The sequence below is a fragment of the Labrenzia sp. THAF82 genome (genome assembly GCF_009363435.1).
GTDB lineage: Bacteria > Pseudomonadota > Alphaproteobacteria > Rhizobiales > Stappiaceae > Roseibium > Roseibium porphyridii.
This window is the reverse complement of record NZ_CP045354.1, coordinates 2,343,085-2,362,874: the sequence shown is the minus strand read 5'-3', so window position 1 is coordinate 2,362,874 and position 19,790 is coordinate 2,343,085. Positions and strand designations below refer to the sequence as shown.

Genomic DNA, 19,790 nt, shown 5'->3' with positions numbered 1-19,790 from the left:
CTCGATAACCCAAATTCGGCTGGTCAGCGCTAACTTGGCAGATTCTCAGGAAATCGCACCCCTTAGGTCCGACTTTCCCCAATTCCCGATCGATCTGTGGACGAGCTTTCCCGGCAAAGCAGTTTCGAACCGGCAAAAACCCTTTCATTTCAGAACCGGAGCCCCTATATCAAAGGGGCTGGTTCGCCAGCTATGGCAATAAACTGTCAGTGCAATAAACCTATCGGACCCGGGGGCGGTACCCGGCGCCTCCACCCAAGCTCATGAGGCTTAGCGATCTGAAATCTCATGAGTTTCGGCGGGGGCGAAATAGGATCGACGAGGGCGTAAAGACTGTTCTTTTGCTCGGCATTGTACCACCGTTATCGGGCTGTCTTAATAGTTGCAAACGACAACTATGCTATGGACAACGCTGTAGCTGCGTAATGCAGTTCCAGTAGTCCTTTAAAGCCCTGCTGGATTAGCACCGGTAGGCGGGGTTCGGAGGCACCTGGCAACAGAAGCCTCCACTTGATTTTCCCAACTTTGTTGAATGATTGACCTGCCTTCGAAGGTGAAGCCTGATAACATCATCGGGAGAGGCGGATTAATCTGGGTTCACTTTGAAAAGAGCCTTTTCTTTTTGATCTCGGACCGTCAAAGTGCTGTTGTTAGATGATATTTCCAGCGAGATTCGACGAAAACTGATGTCTGAAGACCTTCTGCGATACGACATTTTGATCCAGGACGCGCTGCGCAGCGCCGTCAAAAAGATACTGGCCGAAGTCGGACGCACCGGCCTGCCCGGGGAACATCATTTTTACATCGCCTTCGACACCAACGCGCCAGGTGTCAGAATTTCCCAGCGTCTCAAAGAACGCTATCCGCAGGAAATGACGATTGTGCTTCAGCACCAATTCTGGGATCTGGCGATTGGCGAACACGCGTTCGAAGTCGGTCTCTCCTTTGGCGGTGTACCAGAGAAACTTCTGGTGCCGTTTTCAGCCATCAAGGGCTTTTTCGATCCATCCGTCCAGTTCGCGCTTGAATTCGATCCAGGCAAGACAGCGGAAGAACTGCCTGAAGAACTCCTCGAAGCGGTCGAGGAATTGGCCAAGGTTGAACAGGAACACGAAGACGGCGAAGAAAAGATCGACCCAAGCTCGATTGAATCTGCCACACAGGACGGTGTCAGCGATGACAAACCCGTTGCCATCCCCACTGGCGATGGCGGTGGGGAAGTCGTTTCGCTGGATGCCTTCCGCAAGAAGACCTGACGTTCGGAGCCGACCTTATGAGCGCGGAGATCATCAATCTGCGCATGGCGCGCAAACAGAAAAACCGGCAGGACAAAGACAAGGTAGCCGAAGACAACCGGCGCAAGTTTGGACGGTCCAAGGCAGAGCGCGACGCTGCCCGACAACGCCGCGAAAATCTCGAGACAAAGATTGAAGGTCATCGTTTGGAAGGCGTGAAGCGTTCTGACGAGGACCATGACGTTTGACAAGACATGGCGCTGCTCAAACGCTCCCTCACCCTGCATGGCCACCGCACCAGTCTGGCGCTGGAGCCCGAGTTCTGGGAAGTGGTGGACGAGAAAACCCAAGCCGAAAGACGGTCGCTCGCAGGACTTATCGCTGAAATTGATGACAATCGCGATCCCGAAGACCCACTGTCTTCTGCAGTCAGGGTCTGGGTCCTGAAACAGATCCGATCAGCAATGGATTAAAGCTGCACTAGCGTGCGCCGGGAAGAACAAGCGGCGCACCGACATCACGTGTGATCAGATCCTCGATGGAAACCGGAGGATCGAGCGGTGGCAGGGCGTTCGTCGGCTTGGCAGCCGGCGCTGAAGCCGGCGGCGGCACCGGCGCTAATGCATCGGAGCCCAACACTGCCCGGATGCGCTCAGCGAACGGCTCCTGGGATTCGGTCGGCGCTGCAGTACTTTGCCTGCTGGGCGCAGGTGCAGCTTCCTGTGGTGCCACTGAATTGTCCTGACCGGTATCACCGGATTGTTCCCGTTCCAGGCGCAGTCGTTCTTCTTCGGCGGCAAGCGCGGCGGCTTCGGCCGCCAGTCTTTCACGCCGTGCTTGCGCTTCTCTTTGCTGCTTCAGCTCTCGAACAAGCCGGTCACGCTCCATGATTTCCGCCTGGAGCTTCTCGACCCTCTCAACTTCCTGCTCAAAGGCTCTCAAGGTCAGATAGGCGGTAAAAGGCGCGATATCGACGCGCCGGGACGGCGCATCCAAAGCGCCCTCAAACAACAGACCAACCTGCGGCTCTGCCCCTGTCACGGCATTCTCACCCGGGTCGATCTTCACTGAGAAGTCCGCGTCGAGTTCGTTCGTTCCAAGATCAACTTCTGCCGACCCGAATATTTCAGCACGCTGCGAATCCACAACCACATTTCGGGCGCTCAGCCGGCCACCAACAAGCGTCAGAGTGCCATCAACACGTTCGAATGGCAGGTTCCCTGCAGACATATGGCTTACGAAGACTTCGCGAATCCTGTCATCCTGCAGGTCCAGACCTGCATCGACCGCACGCGTCACGAGTGGGAACGCCTGCGGGCTCAAGCTGCGGAAATCACCGTCTTCAAGCGCAAATGTGCCGCCACCGCTCAGTCCCGTGACAATTGCGGAAATGGATCGCCCAGCGCCTTCAAATTCCAGGAAAAGATCTAGCGTGCCAGAGGCCACTGCCCGGTCGCCCGGACGCCAGACAACCTGCCGCAAGTCGCCGTTGTCGAGTTTCAGCCGCCCCGAAATTGCAGCTTCGGCCTCTGACCTGCGCAACGAAAGGCTGCTGGTCAGTGCCCCACCCGCGAAGACACCGTTCAGACCGTCGAGGCGCATCATCACCGGGGTCAGTCTGAGTTCCGCGTTCGGATTGGAAATCTCGAGCGTTTCATCAATGATCATTCGATCGGCCTGGAGGCCAAGCGTCAGGTCAAACCCTTCAAGCAAGGGAGTACCGAATGGAGCGGTCGGCCAAATGCTTGATCCGTCTCCTGCGGAAAACCATTGATCAGGTCCAAGAACAAACTCGCTCAAACCGCGAAGATCAACCTGGTTGAGCGTAAGTTCTCCGGCAAAACGGCGGTTCCGTTCACCCGGTGCAGGCTCCATATCACCTTCGAGCCGTCCCTCGAACTGCGTCTCCCCGATCTTTCCTGAGGCTTTGGTCAGCGCAAGAGCTGTTCCGACACCTTCAATTTCAAGATCCAATTGTGCCGGAATTGTTCCCGTCATAATTGGCAAGACGCGTCCGGCCATCAGCGCAAGCGGCGCCAGGTCGGAGGTTTTCGCACCGACCCTGAAGCGGAAGTCAGGATCGGTGTCCTTCTTCAGCGTCACCGTGCCCTCAGAGGTCAATTCCGAAGTACCGACCTGTGCAGCGACATCGACTTCCAGCCCCTCTTCCGGAACGCCCTTGGCACTAAGAGACAATTGCCCATTACCACTGGTTTCAACTGGAATGACATCGAAACCCAGTTGCTGGAGCAACTTGCTACCGTCAGGGCCAAGCATGGAAACGGACAGATTGACTTCTGCATTCTGCCAAGTGTCGACCCGACCTTTCAGCTCCGCGTCGATTGTGGTCTCAGCACCTCCTGCTGCACCTTCAAGGCGAAGGGTCATATCCGTCCCGTCCCCTGCCGCAGCCGCCTTGAGTTCACCTTCGAACTTTGCCGGAACCAGACTGCTTGCGGCTTTTTCAAGCCGCTCTGCAAAGGCCGTTTCAGGCAGAAGGCTCCCGGTCAGTGCAACAAGACCTGACAGGTCACGCGCATCAAGCGTTCCGGTGACGGCGCCATCTGGAGCGGAGAACAGATTGTCGATCCGGCCTTCAACATCAAAGCGCGCACCTGCGAGATCGTCCGCAAACAACCTGTCGATCCGGACGCCACCATCGGAATACTCTGCTTCCAAGGCAACGCCCTCACCCTCGACACCGCGGGCGACCACTTCTTTGGCTCGCAATCTCAGGGAAACGTCGAAACCTTCCGGGTCTTCCGTCTTGCCTGACGCATCGCGCTCCGGGCGCAAAAGACCTGCCAGACTTTCGATCTGATCCAGGTCGAGCCGCTCGGCATCGAGGCTGAGAGAGAAAACTGAATTTCCATTTCTAGGCTTCCGATAGGCGAGACCACCGCGTGCCTCTGAGCCTGAAAGCGTCAGCCTGAGATTGTCCAGTGCGGCTCCTTCCGGAACCAGATTCAGCCGCCCCTCCAACGAGACAGGATCAATGGCCGTCACGCCGGTATCTCTTTGGCGCCACCAGCTCAAAAATGCGCCGGGCTGCTCTGAGCTGACAGAAACAGCGCCGCGATAGGTCAGCTCCGGGTCGAGACCAAGGTCACCCTGTGTCGCGACCAAGGTACGCCCTGGCAACCGCCCTGCCAGTCGGGCAACGCGCCAGCCACCCAACATGGTTTCAAGATCAAGACGTACGTTTTGGATGATGCCGCCACCGGCCACCACGGCCGGCACATCCATTGAAAGGGCACCGTCGATCGGAGGCAGCGGGACGGCCCTCAGCGCGGCGACCAACTGCCGACTGGCAGTCTCCAGCTCAACAGGAGACTGCGGTCCGCCGCCCAGCAGCCTGTCAAGATCAACCTGTTTGGACTTGGTGCGCACTTCAAAGCGTTTATCGCCTGCATAGACAAGATCGGCGCTGCCGGTCATGCCCAGGCGATTGTCTTCAGGACCATAGCGAAACTCGAACGCAGGAATGGCAACTTCTGCGATGTCCGCAGTGAATTCACCTTCTGCCTGCCAGATATTCCGGTCGTTTTCCTCTATCGGAACGGATGCAATATTGAAACGCCCGCCGAAGGCAGGGGCAGCATCCACTTCGTTGAGCATCCCGTCGAAAGAGAAATTCACCGGGCGGTTTGTTGGTGTCACTTCACCCTTGATCCGCAGGCCCGTGTCTTGCTGGGCACGTCCGGTTGCAAGGCTGATATTGTATGGTGCGCCGTTGATCGAAAGACTTCCTGCCGCTTTGAATGGACCAGCCAGGGAGCGGGCACTTACAGCAAGGTTGCCATTGTCGATCCTGTGGGTCTCTCCGGAGCGGGCGTCGATCACCGAGAGAGCACCGTCGCGTACAGTCACTTTTTCAAAGGCGATGTCTTCTGGCGGCAGTTTGGACAATGCCCCGCTGGAGGTGATTGCCGTCAGCCAGTCCAGTCGTCCACCTTCGTCGAGAGAAAGCGTCAAGTGCGGACGGTCGAGCTCCATGTCAAGAACGCGGATCTCGCCTTTCAGAAGCGGCGGCAATTCGATCCGAACATTGAATTGCGACACAACAAGAAGCGGATCTTCTGCCTCACCGACGCGAACATCGGAAAAACTGATGGACGGCGCCGGAAGCAAACGCAGATCCGCCTCACCGAGCACCGTTACCCTGTGGCCCAATGCACGCTCTGCATAGGTCTCAAAAGTGGAACGATAGTTGGTCCAGTCGACAAAAAACGGCCCTACCAGTGCGGCAACCAGCACCAGAATGACGGTAATTCCCAATGTGATATAGACGGAGTTCAGGCCTTGTCTCCTTGTGCTCCCGGGTCACCGTAAGTCATGCGGGATAGATTTAGCCTATCTGTGCTGCACTGCAAACACAGTAACATAAAACTGTCTGTGCTCCGGCGGACAACCGCAATTGGCCACCGAAGCTTAGCGATCTGATTCGATACAATATCACGACTGCGGCAGTATCTTGCCCGGATTCATAACATTGCCCGGATCAAGCGCCTGTTTTAAGGCCTGCATCACATCAAGTGCTTCGCCATGCTCCCGGCGCAGGTACTTCTGCTTGCCCTGGCCAACACCGTGTTCACCAGTACAGGTTCCCCCCATATCGATGGCACGGATGGCGAGGCGTTCCACGAATGCTTCCGTCCTGCGCTTTTCCTCTGGATCATCGAGATTGACCAGGATCTGAACATGAAAGTTGCCATCGCCGACATGACCAACGATGGGGGCCAGAAACCCTTCAGAACGGATATCTTCTGCTGTTGCCGAAACGCAATCAGCAAGCCTGGAGATCGGCACGCAAACGTCCGTCACCATGATCTGTGCATCCGGCTTCAACGACTTGCCTGCCCAATATGCATCATGACGCGCTGCCCAGAGCTTTGACCTGTCCTCGGCAAGCGTGGCCCAGTCAAACGGGCCCCCGCCCATTTCCTCAGCAATGGCTGAAAAGGTCTCGGATTGTTCCCGAACGCTGGCTTCAGATCCATGGAATTCAAGAAACAATGTCGGCGTCTCGGCCAACTCAAGCTTCGAATACGCGTTGCACGCCTTCACCTGAAGACTGTCCATCAGTTCGATCCGTGCAACAGGCAATCCCATCTGAATTGTCGCAATAACCGCATTGCATGCAGACTGTACGTCAGGGAAAGGACAGACACCGCCTGAAATCGCTTCGGGTTGACCGTGCAGTCGGAGCGTTAGCTCCGTAATGATCCCGAGCGTTCCCTCCGACCCAACGAAAAGCCGGGTTAGATCGTAGCCGGCAGAAGACTTTCGCGCGCGTCCACCAGTGCGAATAATTCGACCGTCCGCAGTCACGACCGTCAAGCCAAGGACTGCGTCTTTCATCGTCCCATAGCGGACCGCGTTTGTCCCGGATGCACGCGTTGCCGCCATGCCGCCAAGGCTCGCATCCGCGCCAGGATCAATTGGAAAAAACAATCCCGTATCGCGGATGAAGCTGTTCAATGTCTTGCGCGTGACGCCCGCTTCAACCCGGCAATCCAGGTCCTCGCTATTGACTTCCAGTACCTTGTCCATCCTGGAGAGGTCGATCGAGACGCCGCCGGACGGCGCGTTGACATGGCCTTCCAACGACGATCCCGTGCCGAAGGGGATAATCGGGACCTGATGCGCTGAGCAAATCCGGACTGCCTTCGCAACTTCTTCCGTCGACAGGGCGAAGATGACCGCATCGGGTGGCTGGTTTTTCAGCCAAGTCGTTGTGTGGGCATGCTGCTCTCGAAGCGCATGCGAAGTTGAAAACCGCTCACCGAAAAGATCGCTCAGTTGCGACAGTGCCGTACTGAAACGTTCAGGCTGACTGGCGTCTTGCACGTCATCCAATGCGGTTGCCAAATCAGACATGTATTCCATCCTCCACGGGTCAGGGTTGTTGGCGGTCGCCCTGCTTGCTAACGCAGAATATGTGAGCAGATCCCCAAAAGGTCAAAGTGGAAGTTGCGTGTTAAGACACTGTATGTGGCGAAGTGGATAAAGGTGCTGACAATGACGGTGGAATGGGAACAACATCCGATCAGGAGCAACGTCATGTTCGTCCAGGAAGACTGGATCGACTACAACGGTCATCTGAACATGGCTTACTACAACGTTTTGTTCGACAGAGCCGTTGATGAAATCTTCCTTGGGCTGGGCCTTGGCCCCGACTACGCGAAAACAAGAAACGCCTCATTTTTCACAGCTGAAACTCACGTTTGTTATCTGCGCGAACTCAGTGCCGGGATGCCCGTGACAGCAACACTTCAGCTGATCGACTTCGACAACAAGCGTGCCCACTTTTATCAGGAACTCTGGAACGCAGATGAGAACTGGCTGTCAGCCACCATGGAACAGATGAGCCTCCATGTAGACTTGTCGGCCAGAAGGGTTGCTGATTGGCCAAAAGACGTCTTTCAGAACCTGGCAGGTCTTGCCAAGGCCCATGAAAACCTGCCGCGACCGGAGCGCAGCGGTAGACGCATTGAAATTGCGAAATGAGGTCTGCCAAGCATCAGGATATCGCTCTCGAGGCAACCTTTTCTCAAAATTGAAGTTTTGTGACGCGATTTAACGTTCAAAGTGTCGTCGGGCGACTAGTTATTTGCTGCGACTCGGGCAAAATGCTCAAAAGCAGGAATTCCGCTCCATGTGCCATGACTGATGCGTAAAATAATAGAAACAGCCGGTCAGCTTCCCAAAATCCTCATCAGCTGGATTACTCCAAACCTGCGCCAGTTTCGCGGCAACAAACTCCCTCTCATCTGGTTCTTGGCTATTGCCGTCGGCGCGTTGGTGGCTTTTGCTGCAATTGCCTTTCGGACGGCAATCGGGTTGATCCAATGGCCTTGGCTTGGAACAGTTACCGAGTTGACCATTCAGGCAGCACGGCAACAACCCTGGTGGGTCATCTTGCTGGCACCGGCGTTCGCGGGACTGCTTGTTGGTTGGATCCTTCATCGTTTCCACCCTCAACAGCGCGCAGGGGGCGTGGCTGACGTGATTGAGGCACGTGCGCATGGCGGGCGGGGCTTGCCACTCAGCGCAGGCCTCTGGTCCGCGGTTGTCACAGCCATTTCTCTCGGAGGCGGCGCAAGCGCCGGACGCGAAGGACCTGTTGTTCATCTGGGCGCAACGCTCGGCACTGCTGTTTGCAATTTCTTCAATCTGCCGGACGCCGGACGACGCGTGATGCTGGCCTGCGCGGTCGCCAGCGGCGTCTCTGCGTCGTTCAACGCTCCCATTGCCGGCGTTTTGTTCGCCCATGAAGTTGTACTCGGCCACTACGCTGTTTCGGCCTTCGTACCCATTGTTCTGGCATCGGTGGTTGGGACGTTGCTATCCCGGCTCTGGTTCGGGAATGTCGCCGCGTTTGAAATTCCCCAATATGAGATTTCCTCTTATCTGGAGATCCCCGCGTTCGCTCTTCTGGGGCTGACTTGTGCAGCCGTGGCTATCGCATTTCAATTCGCATTGATTGGCACGGACTGGACCGCACGTAACATCTCAATGCCGTTGTGGTTCCGTCCGGTGCTTGGCGGTCTGGCTGTCGGTGCAATTGGCATCTTCTTTCCGGAAGTTCTCGGCGTTGGATATGAGGCGACCGACCTTGCTCTGAAACACGAGCTGACAATTCAGACCATGCTCACGCTTCTTGTGGTCAAGACCGCCGCAACAGCCATCACCCTTGCCTCCCGGTTCGGCGGCGGCATATTTTCGCCGTCCCTCTATCTAGGCGCCATGACAGGTGGCGCCTTTGGACTGATCGCAGCCTCCGCTTTTCCGGAAATGGCGTCCAGTCATGGTCTATATGCGATCCTTGGCATGGGAGCAGTTGCTGCTGCGGTGCTTGGAGCGCCATTTTCAACAACAGTGATCGTGTTCGAGCTGACCGGTGGTTATGCCCTCTCCATAGCCTTGCTGCTTGCAGTTTCGATATCAACCGGACTGACGCAGGCCGTTCACGGCAAATCCTATTTTCATTGGCAATTGGGGATGCGCGGCTGCTTCGTGAACGAAGGCGTTCACCAATTCCTGAGTGAGACCGTAAAGGTTCGCGACTTCATGGATCCGCCTCCGGAAAAGGAAGAAGAGCGTATTTTCAATCCAGGTGAAGACGGTCCCTATCTACACGACACGGATTCGCTGGAAAGTGCCCTGAAAAGCTTTGATTCCTGCGGCAAGGCGGCACTCCCAGTGGTGCGCAAGGGCGATGCCACCAAGGTTATTGGTATGGCCCGGCACGTGAGAGGCCTGCGCTATTTCAACGCCGCGTTGATCAAGGCCACGAAGGAAGAGCACAACTGACACTTGGACGTGCCAGATTCTTAAGACGCTGGCGGTTCCGTTGGAAGAACCTTACCGGCATACATATGTGAGGCGCGCCCGTTCTTCCGTGCCTCTCGATCTTTCATGGCAACAAACAGTCGAGCCTGTTGTCCTCGAATACCCGGCAGATTGAGCGGATCAAGACCTGCCCAGGGAAGGAACGGATTGCGACGCAAGGAACCATAAATACCGACCCTTACTGAGGGACGGTCACTCGATGCCCGCGCATGAAAACCGTGCGTATCAGCCACGACGAGCGTATTTCCCGGAACCGCGAACCGGGTGGGTTGAGGGTAGTTCAGTCGGCTCAACTCGTCCGCCCGCAACCTGAACGATCCTCTTGCGTGAAGCTTGTTCTTGTTTTCAGCTGCGACAAGGCTTTGCTCTCGCTCCCAACTCAGCCGTTCTTCGGTAAGACGATGAGACCCCGGAATGTAAGTGAACGGCCCTTCCGCATCGTCAATATCGTAGAGAAAAAACCAGGATTTGGCGGTCTGATGGAATGTATCGGAATGAAAAGCCGTTTGCGGATCAGCACGCTTTTTGCTGTCCGGATCAGTCATCACAATATGAAGATAAACCAACGGGTCCCCATTGGTGGAAGCCAGATACCGCAGGCCGTTCTGGTACGGCTTGCTCCACACAAGCGCTTTCAGAAACGGAAGGTCTTTCAAAACATTTGGAGGTAGCGGAATAAAGCGCGTTACAGCATTGCCTTGGCGCATATCCCATGCATGGAAGCGCGTCGTCTCGACTTCCTGCCGAATGCCCGCAAGTTCGTCATCCGTCAAGAGCCCTGGCTTTGCTATGAAACCGTCGCGCTCATAAGCAATCCGGTCTTCTTCTGGCAACAGATGTTTGAGTTGGCGTCGACGAAAATCCGCCAGTTTTTCCGCAAGTTTGATGCGGTGTACATGGAGCCCGGCCTCATTCAGGCGTCGGCTGCCTATGAGCGGATTGTCGCAAAAGGATTTCGCCCCGGTTGCCAAAGCCGCGGCGTAATAAGGCATCTTCAGTATTTCTGCGGCGCGCACGAGGTCACCTATCGATAGCAAACTGCAATTAAATAATTTTCGAAACGAAGCCGGATTTCTCCGGCTCCGGCAATACTAGATTGTCTTTGTGGCTTGTTCCAGCCAGATGCGTTCTTTTGCCCCAACCAATGGGCCTATCTCGCTACGCACACGATCATGATAGCGGTTCAGCCAAGAGCGTTCTTTGTCGGTCAAGAGGGCAACATCCACCAGTCGAAGGTCCATCGGGACCAAGGTGATCGTTTCAAACCCCAGCATCGGTCGCTCACCTCCGGCTATGTCCCGTGCTTCGGTAACGATCTCCAGGTTTTCAATCCGGATACCGTATTCTCCAGCCGGGTAATAACCAGGTTCGTTCGACAGGATCATACCTGGCTTCAAAGGGGCTGTACCTGTCTTAGCAATGCGCTGTGGTCCTTCATGGACACTGAGGTAGGCCCCCACCCCATGACCCGTGCCGTGATCGAAATCAAGCCCGGCCTGCCAGAGATCGATCCTGGCGAGCGTATCGAGTTGAGCGCCGGTCGTCCCTTCCGGAAAACGCGCGGTCGAAATGGCGATATGGCCTTTCAGCACGAGCGTATAGTGCCTTTTCATGTCAGCCGTAACGTCGCCCACCGCAAGCGTGCGGGTGATATCGGTTGTTCCGTCTTCGAACTGCGCACCAGAATCGATGAGGAACGGTTTTCCCATCGGAATTTTCAAGTTGCTGCTATGGCTGACCCTGTAGTGGCAAATGGCACCATTCGGCCCGGCACCGGAGATCGTATCGAAGGAAATGTCTTTCAGAACACCGGTGTCCCGCCGAAATTCCTCAAGTTTTTCAGCAACACCAATTTCGTCCAGTTCGCCTTTCGGAGCTTCCTCGTCGAACCAGCACAAGAACTTGATATAGGCCGCAGCATCGCGGATATGGGCCTCGCGAGCACCCTTCAACTCCACATCGTTCTTGACTGCCTTCGGCAAAAGCACCGGGTCCTGAGCTTCGATCAAGGATCCTCCGGCATCGCTTATTGCATCTGCAATGCCGATGCCTGCCAGCGATGGGTCAATCATGACGCTTGCGCCGTCTCGGCCAAGCGCTTTGAGCCCTTCCATAAACTCACCGGGTTCAGCCAGATCAGTCAGCTCGGAAAGTGCATCGCGCACCGAGTTGGAAAGCTTGCGACTGTCGATATAAAGAGACGGTTTGCCGGTTGACGGAACAGTTGCGAACGACAAAGGCAAAGGCGTGTGAGTGACATCAGAGCCACGGATATTCAGCAACCAGGCGATTGAATCGGGCTGGGTCAGCACACAGGAATCTGCCTTCTTTTCCGAAAGCGCTGCCTGAATTTCGGCAATTTTGCCCTCAGATGCCTTCCCGGCGAGTTCCAGGGGATAAAGCTTTACCTTACCGAGCGGAGGGTCCGGTCGGTCGATCCAGATCGCATCGATCGGATTTTCATCCAGCGTCACAAGCTCCGCGCCCGCAGTCTCGCAGACTTCCCGAAGCCGGCGCACTTCACGAACCGTATGAAGCATCGCGTCGACACCAAGTTTTTGCCCGGGCTTCAATCTAGATGCGAGCCACGCCGTGACGGGATCGGTAATCAAGTGTGCAGCCGGAAACACTGCCATATCGACCTGCTCACGCACCTGGATAGTGTATCGACCATCGACGAAAATAGCTGCCTGATCATCGAGTACTGCTGCAACTCCCGCCGAACCTGTAAATCCGGTCAACCACTGAAGCCGGCAATCATGTGGGGGCACATATTCACCCTGATGGGCGTCGGCACGCGGTATCAAAAAGCCATCTAGGCCAAGACGGCCAAGTTCAGCCCGCAGGAGAGCCGCATGCGGCGCTCCGCAGGAAGGATCGCTGAGATCTTCAAAAGATTGAAACATGGCGGCACGGTAATTTGCCCGCAGCTAGGGATCAAGCCAGATAATTTTTCCTCCCAAGCACCCAAACGAGAATGAAAATCGCACCTACAGTGCGATGCACCATCTATTTCGCATATGCGAGAGACGCAGAGCAGTCATGCGCAATCAGGCCTACCAGACTCAACGGCAAAGGCGCATATAGGGATCAACACAACAAGAAAGACGTGGCTCCCTAGGGAAGCTCTCAAAACTCCAAATGGGATTGAGAAAATGACCATGAAAACGACGACATCCACCCGCAACGGCTTCATGCGCCGCGCATTCGATCGCATGGTTGAGGCCCGCTCTGTTCAGGCACGCCGCTATGTCAACGGTTACCTGCTGTCTCTCGACGACGCGACGCTCGCTGCACACGGCTATGACCGTGATGAGCTTGAGCGTGAAGGGTCTACGACCACTGGCTTCTGATCTGATTGCCGGTTTGGGCTCAGGACAAGATAGAGAACTGTGCACATTCTAAAGCTCGCCGTTTGTCACGGCGGGCTTTTTTGTTGTTTCACGGGGCCAAAATAGGCATATCGATGCGCTTCAGGCCAAATTACGGCCGCGCACCAGTGTGAGTGTCAACCAACCATCTTTCTCACGCCGTCGGTCCAGCACAAATCCCTGGCATCGATAAGCGAACAGGATCCTGGGCCCGTCTTCCACGCGAAGACCGGACAGGACCAGTGTCGCTGTTTGGGTCATCTGTTGCCCAATGGATTTGGCCATTTTCATCAAGGGTCGCGCCAATATGTTGGCAATCACGAGGTCGAACGGACCGTAAAGTCCGAAACGTCGGTCATCCATGCCGTTTGCCGTAAACCCACGGACCAGATGACTTGCGCCGTTGAGACGGGCGTTTTGAAGAGCAGTCTGGGTAGCGACCGGGTCGATGTCTGTGGCCAGCACGATTTGTCTGGATTTCAATGCAGCAGCAATCGCAAGAACGCCTGTGCCGGTGCCCAAATCCAGGATGCTGTCATACTCACGCAGTGAAAGCAGCCGATCAATTTCCTCCAGGCATCCTGCAGTGGTCCCGTGATGTCCGGTTCCAAACGCAAGAGCTGCCTCGATCTCCAGCCCGATAGCGCCCGGCAGGACCTTGTCCCGGTCGTGGCTTCCATGAACCAGAAACCGCCCGGCCCGAACTGGCTTAAGTCCTTCTAGGCTCTTTTCAACCCAGTTGATATCAGGTAGTTCCTCAGCTTCAAGCGGAGCGGCAAATGCGTCGGCACCAACGCGATCGCGAACGGTTGCCTCTGCTTCCTCGGGCGAAACCTCAAACAACAAGACCTCAGCTGCCCAGACCCTCCCGTCAGACGAAGCCTCGTAAACCGTCACCGGATTGCCTTCATCCTCGAATGCACGTTCCAGAATGTCAGAAATTCGTTTGGCTTCCAGTTCCTCGGCTGTAATCCGCACCCGAATGGTTTTCATGTTCGCTCACGCCTTGTTGAAATGGCCACAAGGCCAGCGGTATAGCGGCCCGGCCATTCACATTCCAGTGGAGCCTCAGCAAAAGCCTGGGCAAATCCCTGTTCCGCCCCATCTCTAAAGAAGAGAGAAACGGGAGGATCCATGTCCACACTTGCGAGAAACCACTCTCCGTATTGGGTTATGGCCGCCATTGCCACGGCTATAATGCTTTTGACTGTTCCACCGCAGGCCGCCAATGCGACAACAGAGCAGGACACATTGTTCCGCGCTCTCAAGAATGCTCCCAATGAAGTGGAAGCCAAGAAGATCGAGAACCAGATCTGGGAATCCTGGCTGAACGCTGCCCCGACCCCGGGCATACGAGAAAGCATTGATGAGGCCATGAGCCGGCGCGGCATCTATGACTTTCAAGGTGCAAAAGACATCCTTGATGAAGTGGTAAAAGAAGCACCCGACTATTCGGAAGGTTGGAACCAGCGCGCCTTTGTGTTGTTTTTGCAAGGCAACTACGACGAAAGCCTTGAAGACATTGACCGTGTGCTGGAGCTCGAACCCAGGCACTTTGGGGCCCTCTCAGGCAAAGCGATGATCTTCCTCAGCATGGGACGCGCAAAGCTCGGTCAAAAGCTACTGAGAGAAGCTGTCGAGATTCATCCATATCTGAATGAGAGAAACCTGCTGATCAAACCGAAGGGCACGGATCTTTAGCAAAATGCCGAGATCGGGCAGCCCTCAATGCCGTTCCACGAAACTGTCGATGACCTTCTTCACACCGGCCTTCTCAAAATCGATGGTCAGCTTGTTTCCTTCGATCGATTTGATCGCGCCATAACCGAACTTGATATGGAAAACCCTCTCACCGAGGGAGAATTCCGACGGTGTTTCGCTGACGGATTTTGCAACAAGCTCTCCTTCTATGGTCAAAGGTCCCTGCCGCTTCATGCGGGCGGATTTGTAGCCGCGTCCACCACCTTCTGAAAAACCGTCCGAGTTTTGCTTGGCACGCTGTGCCCGTTGCCAGCCGGGCGTCGAATAACTGCCGCGTTCGAAAGGGTCATTGTGGTCAAAACGCGATGGCCCATAACCGCCACCTGCATACCCGCCATAATTTGAAGACGGTTCGGCAATCTCGACGTGGTCCGCTGGCAATTCGTCCAGGAACCTGGAAGGCACCGTGGATTGCCACAATCCGTGAATCCGGCGATTGGAGGCAAAGTAGATCTTTGCCCGTTTCTTGGCGCGGGTAATGCCGACATAGGCAAGCCTGCGCTCCTCCTCCAGCCCTGCCCGGCCACTCTCATCGAGGGCACGCTGGTGGGGAAAGAGACCTTCTTCCCATCCCGGCAAGAACACAGTGTCGAACTCGAGCCCCTTGGCCGAATGCAGTGTCATGATGGAAACGGCGTCGCTTGCATCCGCACTGTCCCGATCCATCACCAGCGAGATATGCTCCAGAAAGCCGCTGAGAGATTCAAACTCGTCCATGGAGCGAACGAGTTCTTTCAGGTTGTCGAGCCTTCCAGGCGCCTCGGCCGACCGGTCCTGACGCCACATTTCCGTGTAACCGCTCTCGTCCAGAATGATTTCGGCAAGTTCGGTGTGTTTGACCTGTTCAAGCTGGTTCCGCCAGCGCTCGAAATTGTCGAGCACATTTTTGAGTGCATTGCGAGGCTTCGGCTTCAGCTCTTCAGTGTCGATCAATTGCGCTGCGGCCTGCATCAAAGGAATGCGTTCGGCACGGGCAAGGCCATGAACGAGTTTGAGTGTGGCGTCACCCAGTCCACGCTTCGGCGTATTGACGATGCGTTCAAATGCCAGGTCATCTGCCGGCTGCGCGACGCACCGGAAATAGGCCATGGCATCGCGAATTTCCATGCGTTCGTAAAACCTGGGACCACCAATCACCCGATAGTTCAATCCCAGGGTTACAAAACGATCTTCAAACTCGCGCATCTGGAAGGAAGCACGGACGAGCACCGCCATTTGATTGAGAACATGCTCTTTGGACTGCAGCGCCTCAATTTCGTCGCCGATGGTGCGGGCTTCTTCTTCTGAATCCCAAACGGAAGCGACTGAAACCAGATCATGATCCGGCTCGTTGAAATCAGTGAAAAGCGTTTTGCCGAGCCGCCCTTCATTGAAGGAAATGAGATGGGAAGCCGCGGCCAGAATATGACTGGTGGACCGGTAATTCCGCTCAAGGCGGACAACCTCGGCGCCCTTGAAATCATGTTCAAAGCGCAAAATGTTATCAACTTCCGCCCCACGCCAGCCATAAATCGACTGGTCATCGTCGCCTACGCAGCACACATTCGGGTTGCCCTGTGCCAGCAGTCGCAGCCAGAGATACTGTGCTATGTTCGTGTCCTGATACTCATCGACCAGCATATAGCGAAACCGGTGCTGATAGTCCTTCAGAACATCCGGCCGGGTCTTGAAAAGCGTGATGACATGCAGCAGCAAATCGCCAAAATCCGCGGCGTTGAGGATCGACAAACGCTCCTGATACTCCTCGTAAAGCTTGCGCCCCTTGCCATTGGCAAATGCGCGCGCCTCGCCTTCGGGAATGTCGTCTGGTCCAAGCGCACGGTTTTTCCAGCCATCGAGCATTCCTGCAAACGCACGGGCTGTCCAACGCTTGTCATCCAGTCCCTCGGCTTGAATGATCTGCTTGATCAAACGGATCTGATCATCCGTGTCGAGAATGGAAAAGCTGGATTTAAGCCCGACAAGTTCGGCGTGTTTTCGCAGAATCTTGACGCAGATCGAGTGGAACGTCCCGAGCCAGGCCATGCCTTCGACGTTACCGCCAACAAAGCCCGCGATGCGCTCTTTCATTTCCCGCGCCGCCTTGTTGGTGAACGTGACGGCCAGGATTTCGGAAGGACGCGCGCGACCCGTTGCTAGAATATGGGCAATACGCGTGGTCAGTACCCGCGTTTTCCCTGTTCCGGCACCTGCCAGTACAAGCACAGGGCCTTCCGTTGTTTCGACAGCAAGCCGCTGTTCCGGATTGAGACCTGTCAGGTAGTCGGGCGCTTGACGCGCCGCCATGGCGCGGGCAGCGATCCCTCCAGCAGGCCTTGCAGGTGCTGCTGCGGGCTCCGCCCTGGTGCCGATCGGCTGAAAAGGATCATCAAACGGATCGTCATACCCGTCAGGGTCTGCCATGATTTTTGGGTCCGATTACATCAAAATGTTCGCTGAGAACAATATAGCAACAAACCGAGTGTGGCGAGGCGGAAGATTAGGATTTCGTGGGGACAAGATAAAGCTGTAAACGAGCTCGAATAATTGGTTGGGCTGGCGGTCTCAAAGGGCAACTTCCTGCCTCTTGATGGTCAGAGGCAAATCTCGAGAGAGAGTTTCCAAACCAAGGGCAGTTTCGTAGGCACCCCACAATCAGGCTCGTCGTGCCGCCCAGGTCTTGGTTGCCATGATCCCACAAAGAAAACGGGGCGGCACCAAAGTACCGCCCCGCTCAAATTGACTGTTTCCTGAAGATCAGGCCGCTTCGTCTTCGCGAACCTCGTTCAGGAACGCCCCGACAGCGTCGGAAAGGTCATTGGCAACCAGCCCCAGCTGTTCAGCGGACTGGCTCAGCGTTTCCGATTTCTGGCGTGTCTGATCAATTGAACCCGAGACACCGGCAACGTTGCTTGCCGCGGCTGAAGCGCCATCAGAAGCAAAGGTGATGCTTTGCGTGATTTCGCTCGTTGCAGCATTCTGCTCGTCAACGGAAGCCGAAATCGTCTCGGTGACACCGCGCACTTCTTCGATTTTCTCGACGATGTCACGGATTGCGGCGACCGATTTCTGGGTCGATCCCTGAATGCCGGAAATCTGGCTGGCGATCTCATCGGTCGCACGTGCTGTCTGGGTGGAAAGCTCTTTCACTTCCGCTGCCACAACGGCAAACCCCTTGCCGGCTTCACCGGCACGCGCCGCCTCAATTGTCGCGTTCAAAGCCAACAGATTTGTCTGCTCGGCAATGGCACGGATGATCTCGACGACTTCGCCGATCTTGTCGGCCGTTTCCGCGAGGATGGAGATATCCTTATCGGCCGCAACCGCCGTTTCAGAAGCAGACGCTGAGATCTGCATGGCCGTTCCGGCCTGGCGGGAAATCTCGCCGATGGACGCCGACAGTTCCGCCGCAGCAGACGCAACGGTCTGAACGTTGGTGGTTGCCTCTTCCGTTGCCGAGTTTGCAGCGCGCGCGCTCTCGTCGGCATGAAGAGCAATCGTCAGCATTTCACCGGCACTGTCCTGAACACCTCTGGTCTCGCCGGAAAGCTGTTCCTGGATGGTTGTCACGGATGTCTCGAAATGCCGGATGGCGTTTTCGAGCTGAGTCCGCCTCTCGCGGCGTTTGATGCGATCAGCCTCGGCAGCTTCTTCGAGTTGCTGCTGATGTATAAGCTTGTCGCGAAAAACCTCCGAAGCTCTGGCAATATCGCCAATTTCATCAGGGCGATCTGTGTCGGACACAATCACGTCCAGATTGCCCTCGGCCAGTTCGGTGATGGCATCACGCTGGCGGCTCAGCATCTGCGTGATCGCCATAACCTGCCAGACAACAAGTGCCAGTGTAGCCGCAACAAAACCAACGGCGATCGTTGCCAGAACGAAGATTTCGGAATTCAGTCGGGCTGCGTCAGTATCGGCAGCCGCTTCGGCGCGATGGATGAAGTCATCAGAGACCGTTTTGATGAGGTTCAGACGTTCAGTCGCCTTGGCAAACCAGGCAGCGCCTTCAATGCCTTTCGCATCCTTGGTTGCCGGCAAGTCGTGAATAGCCTTTCGCCAAACCAACGTCTCTTCAACTGGTTCACCCTTGACCGTGTTTTCCCAGAGTGTCTTTTGCTCTTTTGTGGCGATCGAGAGAAATTCCTTCAGGAAAGCCTTCTCGCCGCCATAATGCGTGACGACTGACTTGTAGGTCTGAAGATTGACTTCGCCGGTCAGATTGAACTCGTTCAGCAGAGCTGCACCCGTTGCCCTTTCCAGACCACCGGACTCCATAGCTTCAACCAGTGTCAGATAGGCAAGGAGCTCAGTTGTGATCTCAGGAGACGGGCTGGATTCGGTGGTAATCCCCACCACATGGATCAACTCATGAACTTCGTGCGTGTAGTTCTTGACCACATCGCCAGCCGTAAATTTTTTCGCGTCAATAGCCTGCCGGAACGCGTCGGTCTTGTGCACTTCCTCCGCAACATGCTGAAGATCGGCAAGCAATGCCTCGTCATTGAGATCAATTGCGGCAAGGTGATCATCGAACATCTTCAATGCCGCATCGACATTCGGCCGCTGTGCATCAAGTTTAGCGCGAGCAGCCGGGTCATAATCCGACTTGATGAGCGCAACGCTCATCCCCCGCTCTTTTTGAAGCTCGTGAACGAGATTGCCGGCATCTTCAGCAATCCGGGTCAATGGCCTCATGAATTCATGATGAGACAGTTCGACAGACTTTTCATAAACACTCAAAGCCGCGAAACCGATCACGGCGAGCATCGGAACAATTGCAAGGAGCCCGATTTGCACCTTAATGCGCTTCATCATCGCATCCCCCTCCAGAACAGAATTACGTTCCTTAGAATTGGAGGGAGCGTGTTACTTGTTACTTAACGTTAGCTGCAAACTTGGCAATTTCCGACACAAAACAAGCCATTCGCCAAGTGTATCAATTTCAGGTAGCAGATCGAGTTTTTCCACCCCTGTCATTAGTATCAATACGTACAATGTCAGATGAAGATTCTTTCGCGCAGATGTGACTTGCCGGAGGGGATTCTCGGGGCGCAATTTCACGCTAGTTTCACGCCGTGAGACCGCC

The 19,790-nt window shown here is 55.5% G+C and carries 14 protein-coding genes and 1 other RNA gene; 8 read left to right on the top strand and 7 right to left on the bottom strand.

Translation table 11 applies throughout. The features are described from left to right. Positions 1-138 precede the first annotated feature (138 nt). The 4 genes from ssrA to FIV00_RS11000 all read left to right on the top strand — a co-directional run bounded on the left by ssrA (position 139) and on the right by FIV00_RS11000 (position 1,708). Positions 139-511, top strand: a transfer-messenger RNA (tmRNA) gene (ssrA, locus tag FIV00_RS11015). 175 nt (positions 512-686) lie between these two features. Beyond that, positions 687-1,256 carry an SspB family protein gene (locus FIV00_RS11010; protein ID WP_152500789.1) on the top strand — a complete coding sequence of 190 codons (570 nt, stop codon included), beginning with the start codon at positions 687-689 and terminating at the stop codon, positions 1,254-1,256. Positions 1,257-1,273: 17 nt separating this feature from the next. After that, the gene (locus FIV00_RS11005) at positions 1,274-1,483 is read left to right on the top strand and encodes a DUF4169 family protein (RefSeq protein WP_152500788.1); all 210 of its coding nucleotides are present in this window, start codon (positions 1,274-1,276) and stop codon (positions 1,481-1,483) included. Between the two features lie 6 nt (positions 1,484-1,489). Continuing rightward, positions 1,490-1,708, top strand: a complete 219-nt coding sequence (locus tag FIV00_RS11000) for a ribbon-helix-helix domain-containing protein (RefSeq protein WP_152500787.1) — start codon at positions 1,490-1,492, stop codon at positions 1,706-1,708. A 7-nt stretch (positions 1,709-1,715) separates the two neighbouring features. Here the strand turns inward: FIV00_RS11000 and FIV00_RS10995 are convergent, their stop codons facing one another. After that, entirely contained in the window at positions 1,716-5,492 is a 3,777-nt protein-coding gene (locus FIV00_RS10995) for an AsmA-like C-terminal region-containing protein (RefSeq protein WP_209006888.1), read from the bottom strand. Positions 5,493-5,690: 198 nt separating this feature from the next. Further along, positions 5,691-7,115 carry an FAD-binding oxidoreductase gene (locus tag FIV00_RS10990; protein WP_152500785.1) on the bottom strand — a complete coding sequence of 475 codons (1,425 nt, stop codon included), beginning with the start codon at positions 7,113-7,115 and terminating at the stop codon, positions 5,691-5,693. Between the two features lie 141 nt (positions 7,116-7,256). Between FIV00_RS10990 and FIV00_RS10985 the strand changes: the two genes are divergently transcribed. Together FIV00_RS10985 and FIV00_RS10980 are read left to right on the top strand one after the other, a co-directional pair. Beyond that, positions 7,257-7,745 (top strand): thioesterase family protein, encoded by a 489-nt coding sequence (locus tag FIV00_RS10985; RefSeq protein ID WP_152500784.1) that lies wholly within the window; start codon positions 7,257-7,259, stop codon positions 7,743-7,745. A gap of 162 nt (positions 7,746-7,907) precedes the next feature. Beyond that, the gene (locus tag FIV00_RS10980) at positions 7,908-9,551 is read left to right on the top strand and encodes a chloride channel protein (protein WP_152500783.1); all 1,644 of its coding nucleotides are present in this window, start codon (positions 7,908-7,910) and stop codon (positions 9,549-9,551) included. Between the two features lie 20 nt (positions 9,552-9,571). Here FIV00_RS10980 and FIV00_RS10975 read toward each other — a convergent pair whose 3' ends face one another. Beyond that, positions 9,572-10,606, bottom strand: a complete 1,035-nt coding sequence (locus FIV00_RS10975) for a phytanoyl-CoA dioxygenase family protein (protein WP_152500782.1) — start codon at positions 10,604-10,606, stop codon at positions 9,572-9,574. Between the two features lie 75 nt (positions 10,607-10,681). Beyond that, positions 10,682-12,496, bottom strand: a complete 1,815-nt coding sequence (locus FIV00_RS10970; RefSeq protein WP_152500781.1) for an aminopeptidase P family protein — start codon at positions 12,494-12,496, stop codon at positions 10,682-10,684. 249 nt (positions 12,497-12,745) lie between these two features. On the opposite strand from FIV00_RS10970, the gene FIV00_RS10965 reads away from it, so the two are divergent. Further along, a complete protein-coding gene (locus FIV00_RS10965) occupies positions 12,746-12,943 on the top strand; it encodes a hypothetical protein (RefSeq protein ID WP_152500780.1) in 198 nt (65 codons plus the stop codon). 120 nt (positions 12,944-13,063) lie between these two features. On the opposite strand, the gene FIV00_RS10960 is transcribed toward FIV00_RS10965, so the two are convergent. Beyond that, positions 13,064-13,954, bottom strand: a complete 891-nt coding sequence (locus FIV00_RS10960; protein ID WP_152500779.1) for a 50S ribosomal protein L11 methyltransferase — start codon at positions 13,952-13,954, stop codon at positions 13,064-13,066. Between the two features lie 141 nt (positions 13,955-14,095). Here FIV00_RS10960 and FIV00_RS10955 point away from each other — a divergent pair, with 141 nt between their 5' ends. After that, positions 14,096-14,662, top strand: a complete 567-nt coding sequence (locus tag FIV00_RS10955; protein WP_152500778.1) for a tetratricopeptide repeat protein — start codon at positions 14,096-14,098, stop codon at positions 14,660-14,662. Positions 14,663-14,686: 24 nt separating this feature from the next. Here FIV00_RS10955 and FIV00_RS10950 read toward each other — a convergent pair whose 3' ends face one another. Continuing rightward, positions 14,687-17,125 (bottom strand): ATP-dependent helicase, encoded by a 2,439-nt coding sequence (locus FIV00_RS10950; RefSeq protein ID WP_152500777.1) that lies wholly within the window; start codon positions 17,123-17,125, stop codon positions 14,687-14,689. Positions 17,126-17,458: 333 nt separating this feature from the next. Next, a complete protein-coding gene (locus FIV00_RS10945) occupies positions 17,459-19,519 on the bottom strand; it encodes a methyl-accepting chemotaxis protein (RefSeq protein WP_152500776.1) in 2,061 nt (686 codons plus the stop codon). Positions 19,520-19,790: the final 271 nt, after the last annotated feature.

What these genes read in the sequence shown, in the direction of transcription:
- FIV00_RS10945 (WP_152500776.1), bottom strand. Translation starts at nt 19,519, where the DNA reads ATGATGAAGCGCATTAAGGTGCAAATCGGGCTCCTTGCAATTGTTCCG.
- FIV00_RS10970 (WP_152500781.1), bottom strand. Translation starts at nt 12,496, where the DNA reads ATGTTTCAATCTTTTGAAGATCTCAGCGATCCTTCCTGCGGAGCGCCG.
- FIV00_RS10985 (WP_152500784.1), top strand. Translation starts at nt 7,257, where the DNA reads ATGACGGTGGAATGGGAACAACATCCGATCAGGAGCAACGTCATGTTC.
- FIV00_RS10950 (WP_152500777.1), bottom strand. Translation starts at nt 17,125, where the DNA reads ATGGCAGACCCTGACGGGTATGACGATCCGTTTGATGATCCTTTTCAG.
- FIV00_RS10990 (WP_152500785.1), bottom strand. Translation starts at nt 7,115, where the DNA reads ATGTCTGATTTGGCAACCGCATTGGATGACGTGCAAGACGCCAGTCAG.
- FIV00_RS11005 (WP_152500788.1), top strand. Translation starts at nt 1,274, where the DNA reads ATGAGCGCGGAGATCATCAATCTGCGCATGGCGCGCAAACAGAAAAAC.
- FIV00_RS10955 (WP_152500778.1), top strand. Translation starts at nt 14,096, where the DNA reads ATGTCCACACTTGCGAGAAACCACTCTCCGTATTGGGTTATGGCCGCC.
- FIV00_RS10965 (WP_152500780.1), top strand. Translation starts at nt 12,746, where the DNA reads ATGACCATGAAAACGACGACATCCACCCGCAACGGCTTCATGCGCCGC.
- FIV00_RS11000 (WP_152500787.1), top strand. Translation starts at nt 1,490, where the DNA reads ATGGCGCTGCTCAAACGCTCCCTCACCCTGCATGGCCACCGCACCAGT.
- FIV00_RS10980 (WP_152500783.1), top strand. Translation starts at nt 7,908, where the DNA reads ATGCGTAAAATAATAGAAACAGCCGGTCAGCTTCCCAAAATCCTCATC.
- FIV00_RS11010 (WP_152500789.1), top strand. Translation starts at nt 687, where the DNA reads ATGTCTGAAGACCTTCTGCGATACGACATTTTGATCCAGGACGCGCTG.
- FIV00_RS10960 (WP_152500779.1), bottom strand. Translation starts at nt 13,954, where the DNA reads ATGAAAACCATTCGGGTGCGGATTACAGCCGAGGAACTGGAAGCCAAA.